This window comes from Bacteroides fluxus YIT 12057, from assembly GCF_000195635.1.
In the GTDB taxonomy this organism is placed as follows: Bacteria; Bacteroidota; Bacteroidia; order Bacteroidales; family Bacteroidaceae; genus Bacteroides; species Bacteroides fluxus.
Window position 1 is genome coordinate 87,369 of sequence record NZ_GL882611.1, and the last position, 15,880, is coordinate 103,248.

Below are 15,880 nucleotides of genomic sequence, written 5' to 3' on the forward strand. Positions count from 1 at the left end.
CTAACATAATAATTTAATTATATGACAATGAAAAAAGCATTATTGGGTTTGGCTCTGGCTGCTGCCGCACTGCCTCTTTCGGCCCAGCAGAAGCCCGTCTATCTGGACGCAAGCAAACCTATTGAAGAAAGAGTGGAAGACGCCTTGAGCCGTCTGACCCTGGAAGAGAAAGTGAAGCTGACCCATGCGCAAAGCAAGTTCAGCAGTGCAGGTGTGCCCCGTCTGGGCATTCCCGATGTATGGACGGACGATGGTCCCCACGGCATACGTCCCGATGTGCTGTGGGACGAGTGGGAACAGGCCGGATGCACTAACGACTCCTGCGTGGCTTTCCCCGCCCTGACCTGCCTGGCAGCAACGTGGAACCCCGAAATGTCCCTCCTTTACGGACAGAGCATCGGTGAAGAGGCACGCTACCGCAACAAGTCGGTCTTGCTGGGTCCTGGTGTCAATATTTACCGTACACCGCTTAACGGACGCAACTTTGAGTATATGGGCGAAGACCCTTACCTGGCCGGAAAGATGGTGGTGCCCTATATCCGGGGCGTACAGCAGAATGGCGTTGCCGCTTGCGTGAAACACTTCGCCTTGAACAACCACGAAGTAAACCGCCACAATACCAACGTGATTGTAGATGACCGTGCCCTTTATGAAATCTATCTGCCTGCTTTCAAGATGGCTGTGCAGGAAGGCGGAGCATGGAGCATCATGGGTGCTTACAACCTTTACAAAGGCCAACATCTTTGTCACAACCAATACACATTAAACGATATATTGAAAGGCGAATGGGGCTTCGATGGCGTAGTCGTTTCCGACTGGGGAGGTACGCATGATACCCGGCAGGCCATTGCCAACGGGCTGGATATGGAATTCGGCAGTTGGACTAACGGGCTTTCAAACGGTGCCAGTAATGCATACGACAATTATTATCTGGCAAATCCTTATTTGAAACTTATCCGCGAGGGTAAAGTAGGTACCAAGGAACTGGACGACAAGGTACGTCGTATCCTGCGCCTTATCTTCCGTACGGTGATGAATCCCGACCGTCCGTGGGGAAGCATGCTTTCTCCGGAGCATTACGAGGCTGCCCGCCGCATCGGTGAAGAAGGAATCGTATTGTTGCAGAACAAGGGCAATGTGCTTCCGATAGACCTGGACCGGGCTAAAAAGATTGTTGTTGTGGGTGAGAATGCCGTCAAGATGATGACTGTAGGCGGTGGCAGTTCTTCCCTGAAGGTGCAACGCGAACTCTCTCCGCTGGACGGCATCAGACAGCGTGTGGCAGGCAAGGCCAAGGTGGTCTATGCCCGTGGCTACGTGGGTGATGCAAGCGGTGAATACAACGGTGTGGTGACGGGACAGAATCTGAAGGACGACCGCACTCCCGAGGAGTTGATAGCCGAAGCCGTGAAAGAAGCCCAGGATGCCGACTATGTAATCTTCATCGGTGGCTTGAACAAGAGCAACGGCCAGGATTGCGAGGATTCCGACCGTGAAGGTCTGGGTTTGTCCTACGGTCAGGATACCGTTATCTCTGCACTGGCAAAGGCGAACAAGAATTTGATTGTTGTCAACATCTCCGGCAACGCTATCGCCATGCCTTGGGTGAACGAAGTGCCTGCTATCGTACAGGACTGGTATCTGGGTTCCGAAGCCGGTAGCGCCCTTGCCGCCATTCTCATGGGTGATGTGAATCCCAGCGGTAAACTTCCGTTTACTTTCCCTGTGAAGTTGGAGGATTGCCCGGCTCACAGTCTGGGTGAATATACCGGCAAGCGGAGCAAGGACATCATCGACATCAAATACAATGAAAGTATCTTTGTAGGCTACCGTTGGGCCGATAAGCAGAAGAAGGTGAAACCGTTGTTCCCCTTCGGCCACGGTTTGAGCTATACCACTTTTGAATATGGCAAGCCCGTAGCCGACAGCAAGACGATGCAGGCTGACGGTACTCTGACTGTAAAGGTGACGGTCAAGAATGTGGGAAGCCGTGAGGGACAGGAAGTCGTCCAGATGTATATCAGCGACAAGAAATCTTCTCTGCCACGTCCTGTTAAGGAATTGAAGGGTTTCCGGAAGATAAAATTGGCTCCGGGCGAGTCAAAGGAAGTAGTCTTTACTATTGACAAGGAAGCTTTGAGCTTTTTTGATGACGCACAACATGCATGGGTGGCCGAACCGGGTAAGTTTGAAGCCATCATTGCCGCTTCGGCAGCTGATATCAAGGGGGTAGTTCCTTTTGAATTGAAATAATGTAGGTTGCTGTTTTTGTGTATATAATACTAGAATAATTGAACGCAGAGACATTAGGGTACAGAGTCCCTTTGTGCCTCTGCGTTTTTCTTTTCTATATATCGTCTATGTTTTAGTGAACAAGATAATTCTGTTGAAATCTGAATCATATAGGTAAAGAAATAGGTGAGTTATAGTAGGTAATTGCTAAAATTCCTCTAATTTTGCATGCTTCGTCTATAATGACTAAGGTTTTCACTCATATAAAATCAAAAGATTTCTCATGGTTAGTAACATGAATTGTATCAGTTGTCCGGAAGAGAATGCGCTACCATACGATGCTACAAATGCTGCTAGTATATTTGAATATAGCAAGGGTCTGTTAGGTAAAACACTGCGCGAATTTGCAGGTGAGGGATATATACATAAAAAAGGTAAGGGGGGAATTGGTCAAATGGTCGAGAACCTTTATTTTTTACTTGAGACCAATAATAATCCCGAAGCGGATTTTTCGCAGGCTGGAATGGAGTTGAAATGTACTCCCTTAAAGCTCGGAAAGAATAAAGACTATCTTGTCAAGGAACGCCTTGTTTGTAATATGATAAACTATTGCGATATTGTAAATGAAGATTTTGAACATTCGCATTTTTATCTCAAATGTCAATTGATGTTGTTATTGTTCTATTTATATCGTAAGGGATATGATAATCTGGATTTGGAATTTGTCTTTTCTGTATTATGGAAACTTCCAGAGAAGGACTTGTTGATTATTCGACATGATTATGAGTTGATTGTAGATAAGGTTAGACGTGGTGAGGCACATTTGTTATCCGAAGGTGATACGATGTATCTTGGGGCTTGCCGGAAAGGACAAAAAGGAGATAGTTTGATGGAACAACCGAATTCGGGAATTAACGCTCCACGACGTGCTTTCAGTTTGAAAATGGCCTATATGCGTACTGTTTTGCAGTATGTTGTGAATGTAGGCGAAAAGGCTGTGGCTAATTTTGGATTGCCCAAGAAGTCATTGCTTACTTCTCAGGACCTGAGTAAAAATAGTTTTGATGAGATTGTCTTAAAACGTTTCAAATCGTATATAGGTAAGAACTATGAGGTTATTGCCAAGGATAAGAATGTTAATCTTTCAAATAATCCAAAGAATAAATTTGCAATGATTGCCAATGCTGTTGTTGCATCTGGTAAATGCTCAAATGTCAACCGTTCTGAAGAGTTTCTGAAGGCCGGGCTTATGATGAAGACTGTTCGGGTACAGGCCAGTGGTATTATTAAAGAAGCCATGTCGTTTGAGAATATTGACTATATGGAGGTTGCCGAATGCGATAATTGGTATGAATCTAGGCTCTATGAGCTATATTCAAGTCGATTTTTATTCGTTGTTTTTAGAGAACAGCATAAAGGGAAAGAAGATTATGAGCTTGATGACGTTTTCTTTTGGACTATGCCTCAATCTGACTTGGAATGTGCTGAGGTATATTGGGAACATATCAAGAAGAATATATTGGAGAGCCATATCTCAGAGGACTATTGGTGGAAAGCTTGCGATAGGAAAAAATTTCATGTACGACCAAAAGCTCAAAAGGCAAAAGACATTGCACCTACACCTGACGGGAAGGGGGCAAAGAAGTTTTGCTATTGGTTTAATAATGATTACCTAAGAGAAATTGTAGAACAAAGACAGAATGAAAAACGGTAAAAATGAGTAATCAGATACGTGTTGTAGAACTTTTTGCGGGTGTAGGAGGCTTTCGGATTGGCTTGGAAGGTGCATCGGATGCTTATCAAACCATCTGGAATAATCAATGGGAACCATCGACCAAACGCCAAGATGCTTCATTGGTGTATAAAGCCCGTTTCGGCAGTAAAGGGCATTCGAATCGTGATATAAATACGGTACCGACGAAGGAGATTCCCGATCATGACCTTTTGGTAGGTGGTTTTCCTTGTCAGGACTATTCTGTGGCTGCCACTTTGAGCCGTTCCGGCGGCATTGAAGGGAAAAAAGGTGTGTTGTGGTGGCAGATTTACCGTATTCTTGATGAAAAAGGCGAGAGACGCCCTGATTATCTTTTCTTTGAAAATGTAGATAGGCTGATAAACTCTCCCGCAACCCAACGGGGGCGTGATTTTGCCATTATTCTTGCGTCGTTGTCCGACCTTGGTTATATGGTGGAATGGCGGGTAATTAATGCAGCTGATTATGGGATGCCGCAGCGTCGTCGTCGGACTTATATTGTGGGGTATCGCAAGGGTTCGGTCGTGGCAAATCGTGTTGAAGGAATGGAAGATTGGGTACTATATGATGGGGTAATGGCTCAATCTTTTCCTTTCAAACAAAAAGAGAAGACGTTATCCGTCTTTGATATTGAGGGGAGTGTCCAGGAGATTTCGGCTACTTTCAATCAAGAAAAGGGAGAAAGCCCTTTTGGCAATGCAGGTATGATGATGGATCGGCATGTGTTTTCTGCAGATGCTATAGCTATGTATGAGGGCATTTTCCAGACATTAGGCGATAATCTGGTCAGTGAAGAATTTGTTCCGGAAGATTTCTTTATTTCTGAAGAAGATTTGTCTAAATGGCAATACGAGAAAGGTGCGAAAAAAATAAGTCGTGTTTCTAAGGAGGGATATGAGTATGTCTTTTCTGAAGGAGGAATGGCTTTCCCCGATTGCTTGGATAAACCGTCGCGTACGATGATTACTGGCGAAGGAGGGGCTGCTCCGTCTCGTTTCAAACATGTGGTACAGACCCCTTCCGGGAGATTTCGTCGCCTCATCCCCATTGAATTGGAACGGTTGAATATGTTTCCCGATAATCATACATTTCATCCTGAAGTTTCGGATGGGCGTCGTGCTTTTCTCATGGGGAATGCACTTGTATGTGGCATTGTTGAACAAATAGGGAAAAGCCTTTATCGGTTCATTTATGACGAAGCTCCCATGTCTTCACGTCCTATTTATATACAACGTGATGCACATCCGATGTTGGATTTAAATCTGTTTACTGAGGACACGAAAAAGATTGTTGTAAATGCTCCAAAGAAAACATATCTCCTTGATGGAACGAAGCGTCTTCTTATTGGTTTGGTCAAATTGGACAATCAAGATTATTTTTTGAATGGAATCCCCACAAAGATATATTATACAGGGAAGACAAAATCTTTTCCGTCTACTATTTCTCTGAATAAGCTTTACTATTTTATGCCATATATAAAAGGTAAGGGGGTTCGTGACCTCTATCTTATCCGTATAGCTCGAATTGGAAGCAAGGCGGAAATTTATAAAGAAAGTAGGGATACTGAACCGAGATTGGTATTGGAGTTGGAATTCTTGGAAAGTCTGCCTGAATATAAGCCTATCAAACTCGCTATATTCAATACATATACAGATACTGTTTTAGGTCGAGTGATTGGATGATTTGAAATGTTTGTTATTCGCTGTTTCTTGTTATTTTGTCCTTAATATATTTGTTTTATAAGGATAGTATAGATTTTATATAGGATGAGACTAAGCTAGTGCTGTTTCTCTGTAAGTTATTAGTTTTTAGGTTGGGTTTGGATAGCTCTTTATTAAGGAAGCTCTTCCGTCCATTATTCGTAAGTTTAGAATGGGGAGAGCTTCCTTTTCTTTTTTGTACTTGTCACATTTTGAGTCTTATTCGTACAGCAATTTGGCTATTCCCATTTCCAGTCCGCGAAGTTCTGCCAATCCGCGCAGACGTCCGATGCAGGAGTATCCGGGGTTGGTTTTCTTCTTCAGGTCATCCACCATCTGATGTCCGTGGTCGGGACGCATAGGGATGGAGACTCTACGGCGTTGTTGCAGTTCAAGGAAGGCTTTCATCACATGAAACATATCCACGTTGCCTTCCAGGTGGTTGGCCTCGTAGAAGTTGCCTTCGGCGTCGCGTTGTGTGCTGCGCAGGTGAACGAAGTTGATGCGGTCACCGAACTGCTCCATCAAGGCGGCACAGTCATTGGCGCTGCTTACGCCCAAAGAACCGGTGCAGAGACAAAGGCCGTTGCTCTTGTTGGGTACGGCATCAATGAGAGCCTGGAAGTCGGCACCACAGCTCATAATACGTGGCAAGCCCAGGATAGAGCAGGGAGGGTCGTCCGGATGGATAACCAACTCTACGCCGGCTTCATCGGCAACAGGACATATTTCACTGAGGAAATAAATCAAGTTGGCACGAAGTTTTTCGGGGGTGATGTCTTTGTAACGGTCCAGCTCTTTCTGGAATTGTTCCAACGTGAAGCTTTCTTCCGAACCGGGCAGGCCGGCAATCATGTTGCGGATCAACAATTGTTTGTCGGCTTCTGTCATTTGTTCGAAACGGGTTTTTGCCTTTGCCTTCTCTTCCTCCGAATACTCTGCTTCGGCACCGGGGCGTTTCAACAGGAAGAGATCGAAAGCAATGAAGGCCGCACGTTCGAAACGGAGGGCGCGGCTACCATCGGGCAGTTCATAAGCAAGGTCTGTACGAGTCCAGTCCAGTACAGGCATGAAGTTGTAAGTCACAATATTGACACCGCATTGACCAAGGTTGCGAAGGCTTTCCTTATAATTGTCGATGTATTTCTGAAAGTCTCCTGTCTGGGTCTTGATGTGTTCGTGTACAGGTACACTTTCTACTACGGACCAACGCAGGCCAACGGCCTCAATCATTTCTTTCCGTTTCATGATTTCTTCCACTGTCCACACTTCACCGTTGGGAATGTGGTGGAGGGCATTGACGATGCCGGTAGCTCCGGCTTGCTTAATATCCCAGAGGCTTACGGGGTCATTAGGACCATACCAGCGCCAGGTTTGTTCACATAATACCATAATGTATGAAATTAAATCCTCACCCCCCGGTCCCTCTCCGAAAGAGAGGGGAGAGAGGTGGGTGGGGTTATTATTGTTTCGTTTTTTGGGTCTTTCCGTCTTAATTGACTTTTCTCCTTACTCATTCTTAAGTAGATATCCGTACTACTTAAGTTCCCCTCTCTTTCGGAGAGGGGTTAGGCCCTTAAATGGAGAAAGCGTCGAAGCCGCCATCTACAACAGACAATGCTCCGGTTACAAAGCTGGAAGCATCGCTGATGAGGTAGTGAATCGTACCGAACAATTCCTCGGGTTCGGCAAAACGCCCGCAAGGGGTATGGGCAATGATGGTCTTGGCACGGTCTGTGTAAGAACCGTCTTCATTGGTGAGCAATGCACGGTTTTGGTTAGTCAGCAAGAAACCGGGAACGATGGCATTGACACGCAGTTCGGGGCTGAACTTGGTTGCCAGTTCCGTAGCCATATAGCGGGTATAGTTGGCGATGGCTGCCTTGGCAGAGCCGTAGCCTACCACACGGGTTAGCGGGCGGAGCGCTGATTCGGAACAGAAGTTCACGATGGCGCCCTTCTTGTTTTTTGCCATTACATCTACAAAGACCATAGTGGGCAGGATTGTACCGAAAAGGTTGAGGTCAACTACCTTCTTGAAGGCATCTACGTCTAGGTCGAGTACAGTCTTGTCCGGTGCGATAGTGGCGCCCGGCATATTTCCTCCGGCAGCGTTCAGCAGGATGTCGATGGTGCCGAAACGTTGGAGGATGGCTTTTTTGTTTTCTTCCAGTACTTCTTTGTTCAGTACGTCAGTTACCAGGAACAGAGCTTCGGATTTCTGGTTGAGTTCGGTTTCCAGTTGTTTTCCGAGTTCTTCCACCCGGTCCAGAATTACAATTTTAGCACCTTGCTCTGCCAGATAGTTGGCAATGCTTTTTCCTAAAATACCGCAACCGCCAGTGAGGACGATAACTTTCCCCTTGATGTCAAATAAGTTTTTCATGATTCGTTATTTAAATTAATTACTCTGTGTTTTTATTAATCAACTCTGCAAAAATACGGATTAATCTGTGCCACCCCTTATCTAATTACGTATAAAAATTATCTAAATGTTCAATACTGGCATAAAAATACATTTTTGGCGAAATTGAATACGATTGTACGTTGCTTGTATTATCGGGCAATGGAAATGAAGGCGCTTTTTAGCGTGCGCTTGCTGTCGCAGGCACTGACGACAACCGGTGCATTTCTTTTGCTGACGCAGATACTTGCCAATCCGTTGGCAGCTTGTATGCGGCTTGACCCCCTGGCGGTTCCTTGATTCCGGAGCAGTGCTTTGCTGTCTGTACAGCCGAATTCTATAAAGTTACGGGCATCCAGGCAACGTACACCGTTCTTATCCACCAATTCCGCCTGTACAAGTACGGTTTCCGGATCAAGCGCGGTTTGTGTAAGGCGTATTTCTGCCGGTTTTTCCCAAGTTTGTGTCTGATAGACCTGTTGGATTTTGTCGTTGAGACGGAACTTGCCGTGATACCCGGTAGCTTCAATATCATTGTCACCCTCTTTCAGTACCACATTCCAGTGGAAGCCGGCTGCCGGAAAGTCCTGGCAGTTGCGTTTCTTCCGTCCCTGTGAAACGCCGTTGACGAACAGTTCCACTTCGGGGCAGTTGGAATAGACAAGGATTTCTTTGGTTTCCTCAGGTTTGCCCCAACGTACGGGCCAGGTATGTCCGTAGATATGCAGCATCGGTAGGTTGCTCCAATAGGACTGGAAGACGTAATAGCTTTCTTTGGGAGTGCCGTCGCGTTGTACCACCCCTTTCTGGTTGACATAAGGTATGGGATTCTGCGGGCGTAATGGCGTGGAGAAGTCCTTGAATGTCCAGAAGGCGCTTCCTGTCAGCCAAGGCATGGTTTCCTGTTCCTTCAGGTGCCAGTCGAAGAGACGGATGATGTAGCTTTCGCTCCAGTCGCCGTTCCGATCGCCTGCTTCGATGTCGAAGGAGGAGCGGTTGGCGGTGATTTGCTCTTCCGCATGGCGTCCGGCATGGCTGTCGCCTCCCCATTCGGCATGTATAAAACGGGTAGTGCCCTTCATTCCGGCTGCCTCCATTTCATGGTAATCGCGGAAACGGCGTCCATACCAACCCGCCCAGATGGTAGGGGAGTAAACATCTACGATATCTTTGCAGAAGTCACAACGTCGGATGACGGTGGGGCGCGTCGGGTCCAGACGGTGGGAAAGGGCATTCAATTCGCTCATGAAGGTGCGTATGCTGTCCTTGTGGAAAGATTCAAAATCGCCCGGCCAGTCGTTCTCGTTGCCCATTCCCCAGAGAATGATGGAAGGGTGGTTATGATGTTGGTTAATCATGTTGGCAAGCATGCGCCGTGCCTGTTCCCGGTATTTTTCCCCGCCGAGTCCACCGCGGCACCAGGGTATTTCTTCCCATACCAGAAGTCCCAATTCATCGCAAAGGCGGAGAATGAGATCCGATTGCTGGTAATGTCCCAGGCGGATAAAGTTAGCACCCATCGTTTTGATTTGCTGCATTTCCGTGCGCATCATTTCCTCAGTGAGTGCGGCACCTACTCCGGCATGGTCTTCATGGCGGTGTGTGCCGCGTAGCAGTAAACGCTTGCCGTTTAGGTAGAAAGGACCTTTTTCCTCAAAGCGGAAATGGCGGAATCCGAAACGTTCGGTAGTGCGTAGCGTATCTCCATTGCCTGTGATTTCTATGATGCAGGTATAGAGGTTAGGAGAGTCCGGTGACCACAATTTCGGGCGCTTTAAGGTGAATCGGCAGGAGGAAGCTGCCGCCTGTGAAGGTGCAGGGAGTAATACCTGTTTTATTTCCTTGCCTTCGGGTGAAAGAATCCGCAGGTCCATCTTTTGAGGTGCATGCTCGGTCATTTGCAGTTCTATGGAGACCTCGCCCTGTTGGCCCTTTTCATCCGTACTTGCGTTGATGCGGATACGTTCCGGGTGGAAGGCAGGTACATAGACTAGGTTGACATAACGGTACAAGCCACCATAGAGATTGAAGTCGGACATATCGGAGGGAATCATTTCTGTGTCACGGCTGTTGTCGCAACGGATGGCTATGGGTATCTTTCCACCGAAGCGTTCCCGGCAAACCGGGTTGGAGCGGAACTGCTCCACGGCATCTGTAATATCTGCTTTCCACTCATCGTAGCCACCGGTATGGGAAGCTATTTGGGTGGTATAGACATATACTTCCGTTTTTTGCCCCGCACCTTCGAATTCCAGATAGACACGTCCGCCTTTGTAGGGGTTGTCTATGTTGAGCGTCGTGCGGTACCAGCCGGGGCCTTGATAATAGTTCACGTCCGGATCCACGGCATCTTCCGCATTGAAGCAATGAGGGAGAGTGACTTCCTGCCAAAGTGGTACGGTTTCGGGCTTTCCGGCTCCGGTAATGGGGCGCATCACCTCCCAAATGCTTCCCATATCTTGCCGGATAAACTCCCAATGTTCTGTAAGGCGTTGTTTACTGTCGGTAGGAATGAGTGCGTATGCTTGTAGTAACAGGCTGCTGAACAGAAAACTAAGTAAGATTCGAAGTGTTCTCATAATGCTTGGTATGTAGGCTGCTATTTTATATTCAACGCTTCTTTACGTGCCAATGCTTCCAAGTAGAAATAGTCGGCATAGTTCAGAGGAACATCAATCTCACTTCCTCCGGGATGATGTCCCGTAGAGTGGAGCAACAGGAAGCCATAGTGCGTATCCGGTGCTGCTTGGTAGTGCTTGTGGAGGTTGCTTACGATTTTGTCGGCAACGGTCTTGTATTGTTTTCCCTTTTCCGGAGAAACATACGTGCACAGTTCATAAAGTCCGGAAGCGATAAGGGCGGCGGCAGAAGCATCGCGTGGCACGTCCGGATTGATCTTTTCGGGAGTACAGTCCTTGATGATATCCATTTTCATGTCCCAATAGGGTACACCGTCTGCCGGCATGTTGGGCAGATTCAGGAAGAAATCGGCGATGTTCTCGCTCTGTTCCAGATAAGCGGGATCTTTTGTAAAACGGTAGCACATGGCAAATCCATATAGTCCCCAGGCCTGTCCACGGCTCCAGAACGAATCGTCTGAATTACCTTGATGGGTACACTTCATGCGGACTTCACCTGTTTCCGGATCATAATCTACCACGTGATAAGAAGAGTAGTCCGGACGGAAATGGTTCTTCATCGTTGTATTGGCATGGTTCACGGCCACTTTCCAGTAAACGGAGTCTCCGGTAAGTTGGGTAGCGCGGAACAGCATTTCCAGGTTCATCATATTGTCGATGATGACCGGATATTTCCATTTGTCGCGGTTGTGGTCCCAGGACCGGATACTTTTCACTTTCGGACTATAGCGGGTAATCAATGTTTGGGCACTCTGTAGCACCACGTCCAGGTAGGAACGTTCGCCGGTCAACTCGTATGCTTTGCCGAAGCTGTCGTACATCATGAAGCCCAAGTCATGGGTACCTTTGTGCCATTTGGACTCTTCGATGGGCCAGGTCCATGAGATGGCAGACTGGCGCCAATAGTCGTTGTGCGTATAGGCGTACATCTGCCACAAAGAACCGGCAAAGAATCCCGAACACCAGTCGTGGGGATGTATCATAGCCAGTGAACCGTCCTTATGGATGCTTCGGGGGATGACACGGCGCTTGGCGGCATTCTTCTCTTCCTTTTTGGCCTTGTCGGCACATTTCATGGCCAGCTCCAGCTGTCCGGCGGCAAAGGCATAGGCATGGTCTGTTTCGGTAGCTTTTACATACAGAAGATTGAAACTGTCCTGCGGTTCCAATATGCGGTGTGCATAGTAAAGTTGTAGGTAGTCTTTGCGTGCGGGGTTCAGATAAGTGGCTGTACGGTAGAGGTCCTTGCAGAGGTTTTGCTGGGAGTGTTCCCACCCGCTGATCTGCTGGTAGGGCCATTCAACGAGGCTTTTTCCCACGTATGGAGCGAGGAAATCCATGGCTTTGTAGAAGTTTCGTCCATCGGTTGACGTGGCGTTGTCAATGTTGCTGCCCAGTTTCTTTGCCATCAGCATGATGTCAATGAAATGTGTCAAGTTGTATTGGGAATAGTGGAAAGCGAGGGTACGGCGCAATTCGTGCGGTTGGCGTCCGTCGGGTTCTATCTGTGGGAAGATACGTCTTTCGGGGAAAGCGTCAATGACTCTTTGTGCCTGTTTTTTGTTGCCGGTGTAGAGGGAAAAAGCTATGATTTGTGCATCATAGGCTACACTGTGGTTGTTGGCGCCGGTAGCTTCTTCCTTGCCTTGTTGGCTGGTCAGCATCCAGTCCGTCAGTCGGGTAAACCACGCTTTCAGCTGTTTGCTGTCTTTGGCGGTGAAGGATTTCGACTGTTCCAGCAGAGCGACGGCATCCAGCATCTCTACGAAAGAGTAGGTGTCTATCAGTCCATAGCAACGGCCTTTATCATTGTTGTGCCCCGGTGTCACCTGTGCATATTCCAGGTTGGGATTCATCCGGGTAGCCTTGTTGAGGAACCACACGCGGATAAGTTCGGTTGCTTTCCGGGCATATTTCTCATCCCCACTGAAATACCAGGCAAGTGCCAAGGTCGTGATGCGGTTGGCGGTTACTCCAAGGCGGTTGCGGTCCAGCTTGTTTAGTTCCGGGTTCGATACACCGTCACGGTTGATGTAGGGCAGTCCGTCAGGTTTCGTGGGGTCGGGCCAATAATAGCGGGCCTGGCTCATGTAGTCGTGCTTGTCACCGCTGGCTGGTGTCTTTTCCTTCATCATGACGGAAAGGGGCTGTGTATCCAATGTCTGGTCTGCTTCCTCCTTCAGTGCCTGATAGGCGGTTGCGTAGAACGGTTCCCCGATGGATTGTTTTACGTTGGCAAGATGTGTCGTGTCCCAAATGGACTGGGCCTGCGTGCAGGGCGCCAGAAACAAGATGGCGAGTGTCCATTTTACTGCTTTCAGTTTCATGATATTCTGCTTTTTTATATGGATTAGTAAATATTACGGAGTTTGATGCCATTCAGGAAGCATTTGCCGCTGATGGCTTGGAAACGTATTTCAAGGCTGTCCGCTTCGTTGTTGACGATGTATTTCTTCCGTAGGGCATGGAAATAACCGCTTTCTTTACAGGGTGACAGGCTCTCTTCAACGGGACTTCCGTTGACGGAAATGCCAAATGCGCTCTCGTGGTTTTCTTGTGCTCCGTCACGTCCCAGCAGATAGGCTGCCGAGGAGTTCTGGCGAAAGATATCCGTGAAGAGGAGTTCTATTTCATAGACCCCTTTGGGCACGTCGAATCGGTATCCTTCAATGCCGTTTCTGAGGGTCTGGAACAGGGGGCCGTCAGCAGTGTTGTGTATTTCAGTTTTGGTGTCTTGTTCCTCACCGCCGATGTATCCCCAACTTCCGGGTGTATAAGGCTGGTCGGGAAGCCAGGTCAGTTGGCTTTCGTCGGAAGTGAAGAAGCACCGGCTTCCCACATTTATGGCCAGTTCCAGGTTTTTTAGGTTAGTTGCATTCAGTCGGGCAGGAACCGGGCGGAAATTTACTCTCAAACCGTCTTGTACCATCGTTCCCTGATAGTTGCCTTGTGCCAGAAGAAGAGGTTCCTTGTTGCTGAATGGAACTTCGAAGGTGGCGGTGTAATTCTTTGTTTGCTGCTTGCCTATGGACTTCCCGTCGATGAAAAGCTCTACTTCGGGAAGATTGGAATATACCTTTACCGGCAACAGGACAGGGGTATCTCCTTGCTGTACGCCACTACGGTGTGTCCAGTCACGGCTGGCAATGTGCAATACGGGAATGTCCTTACGCCAGGCCGCTTGATAGTAATAATATACATCTTTAGGAGTGCGGTCGGCATACACCAATCCTTTGTTATTGATGCGCGGCATGGACTCGTCGCGCAGGGCCGAACAGAAGTCGATGAAATTCCAGTGGGTACCGCCGCAAACGTAAGGGGTGTTCTCCAGTACCGGAAGATAGTGCTCAAGGTATTTCTGTTGGTACTCGATACTGAAATCAAACGCACGTGGGGTAAGTGAATGCAGTCGCCTGTCCGATCCTGCACCGTATTCGCTGACAATCATCGGATGGGTGGGGTAGTCCCGGTGTTGTTGTGCCAGGTATTTCTCGAATCCAGTGACGTCGCCTCCATACCATCCCTGGTACAGGTTCCATCCTACGATATCGGTGATGTTGCTTATGCCGGTCTCGTTATAGCTGTTGCTGCCATGGAATGCCATGGTGCTGACGCGCGTAGAGTCTTCCTCCTTGAGTACCTTTTCCAGCCTTTTGGCAAGTGATGATGCACGCTCTATGGCGGGTTTCAACTCGGCTTCGGTTTTGTATTTCCGTTGGGTTACGAGCAAGATCTCGTTCATGTATCCCCATGCAATGATGGAGGGATGGTTATAGTGCTGGCGAATCATTTCGCGCAGGTTACGTTCGCAATTGTCTCCATATCCGGGAGTCTCGGGCACGATGTCGATGATGGGGATTTCTTCCCAGGCCAGCATACCGAGTTTGTCGCACATCTCCAAGAGAGCATCATCTTGAGGGTAATGGGAGACACGGATAAAGTTGGCACCCATCTCTTTCATCAGTTTCATGTCACGGCGGTGCATTTCGTCGGTCAGCGCCACACCGATGGGTTTCTGGTCTTGGTGGCGGCAGATACCGCGAAGCTTGTAGGGTTTTCCGTTGAGGAAGAATCCTTTATCGGCATCGAAGTGGAACCACCGGAAGCCGGTGTGATGGTTGCTCTGGTCCAGGACCACTTTAGTCTTGCGGTCACGCAAGGTGGTTTCTATCCGGTAGAGGGCAGGTGTTTCGGGAGTCCATAACCGGGGATACAGGATGGGCGATGCTGCATTTTGGAAAGCGTAGGTCTCTCCGGGTTTCAGTTGTATGGACTTCTTTAGTGTCTGCAACAGGGTACCGTCCGGTTGGTAGATGGAATGGATGAGTTCCAGGTTTGCCTTTTCGCGGGCGTCATTCTTAATCTCACCGCGGATGGAGAGGGTGGCTTTCTCCTCAGACACTTGGGGGGTGCTGATGAAGATACCGTCCGAACCGTGGTTGGTTAAGTTAAAATGTTGGTCGGGTACGGCAGTGAGCCACATATCCCGGTAGATACCACCGAAAAAAGTGAAATCTCCGGAGATGGGAGGAATGTCCATTCGGGCGTTATCCACGCGGATAGCCAGGACGTTGGGTGAACGGAAAGAGAGGAAGGGAGTGATATTGAACGTGCAGGCGGTGTATCCTCCCGCGTGTTCGCCTATGTTTTTGCCGTTGATGAAAAGGGTGGCTGCCTTGCTGGCTGCATCCAGTTTCAGAAAGACCTGTTTGCCTTCCCAATCTTTGGGGAGGGTGATGCGGCGGCGGTACCAACCAGTTCCGCGATAATAGTCCTTTTCCGTATAGGCGTCGGTATTCCAGGTATGCGGCAGGTGGATGTCTGCCCATTGGCTGTCGTTGAAAGCGCTGTCCGCAGCGGAAGTGCATTCGCCTTTCAGGAATTTCCAGCTGTCGTTGATGGTTTGGGTTTCATGTTGTGCGTGTGCAGGTGATAGAATAAATAAGGATAAAGCTGTTGCAGCCATCCAATGGCTGATTTTTTGTCGGGATGTGTTTTTGTCTTTTTTCATGGTAATATGTTATAAATGAAATCACTGCCAAATCTACTAAAAAGAGGCGGATATCGAAAAAAAACAAGGAATTATCCGCCTCTTTAGCTGAACCTGAACTTACAATCTTGTTCGATTTGAAAAATAAACCTATAAAAACTT

Annotated in this window: 8 protein-coding genes; 3 read left to right on the forward strand and 5 right to left on the reverse strand. The window is 48.1% G+C overall.

Going from position 1 to position 15,880, the window contains the following annotated elements:
• Window positions 1-27 precede the first annotated feature (27 nt).
• The 3 genes from HMPREF9446_RS02590 (at window position 28) to dcm (ending at window position 5,667) form a co-directional block, all read left to right on the forward strand.
• On the forward strand, window positions 28-2,253 hold the full coding sequence (locus HMPREF9446_RS02590; protein ID WP_087943530.1) for a glycoside hydrolase family 3 C-terminal domain-containing protein: 2,226 nt from the start codon (window positions 28-30) through the stop codon (window positions 2,251-2,253).
• A gap of 274 nt (window positions 2,254-2,527) precedes the next feature.
• Complete coding sequence (locus HMPREF9446_RS02595; protein WP_216593942.1) at window positions 2,528-3,946, forward strand: Sau3AI family type II restriction endonuclease; 1,419 nt, start codon at window positions 2,528-2,530, stop codon at window positions 3,944-3,946.
• 2 nt (window positions 3,947-3,948) lie between these two features.
• Window positions 3,949-5,667 (forward strand): DNA (cytosine-5-)-methyltransferase, encoded by a 1,719-nt coding sequence (dcm, locus tag HMPREF9446_RS02600; protein ID WP_009123842.1) that lies wholly within the window; start codon window positions 3,949-3,951, stop codon window positions 5,665-5,667.
• Window positions 5,668-5,904: 237 nt separating this feature from the next.
• Here dcm and uxuA read toward each other — a convergent pair whose 3' ends face one another.
• From uxuA to HMPREF9446_RS02625, 5 genes are all read right to left on the reverse strand, one after another.
• The gene (gene uxuA, locus HMPREF9446_RS02605; protein WP_009123843.1) at window positions 5,905-7,077 is read right to left on the reverse strand and encodes a mannonate dehydratase; all 1,173 of its coding nucleotides are present in this window, start codon (window positions 7,075-7,077) and stop codon (window positions 5,905-5,907) included.
• A gap of 184 nt (window positions 7,078-7,261) precedes the next feature.
• Complete coding sequence (locus HMPREF9446_RS02610; protein ID WP_009123844.1) at window positions 7,262-8,071, reverse strand: SDR family oxidoreductase; 810 nt, start codon at window positions 8,069-8,071, stop codon at window positions 7,262-7,264.
• A gap of 170 nt (window positions 8,072-8,241) precedes the next feature.
• Window positions 8,242-10,668, reverse strand: a complete 2,427-nt coding sequence (locus HMPREF9446_RS02615; protein ID WP_009123845.1) for a glycoside hydrolase family 2 protein — start codon at window positions 10,666-10,668, stop codon at window positions 8,242-8,244.
• 20 nt (window positions 10,669-10,688) lie between these two features.
• Window positions 10,689-13,055 carry an alginate lyase family protein gene (locus HMPREF9446_RS02620; protein ID WP_009123846.1) on the reverse strand — a complete coding sequence of 789 codons (2,367 nt, stop codon included), beginning with the start codon at window positions 13,053-13,055 and terminating at the stop codon, window positions 10,689-10,691.
• Window positions 13,056-13,078: 23 nt separating this feature from the next.
• On the reverse strand, window positions 13,079-15,739 hold the full coding sequence (locus HMPREF9446_RS02625; protein WP_009123847.1) for a glycoside hydrolase family 2 TIM barrel-domain containing protein: 2,661 nt from the start codon (window positions 15,737-15,739) through the stop codon (window positions 13,079-13,081).
• Window positions 15,740-15,880 lie beyond the last annotated feature (141 nt).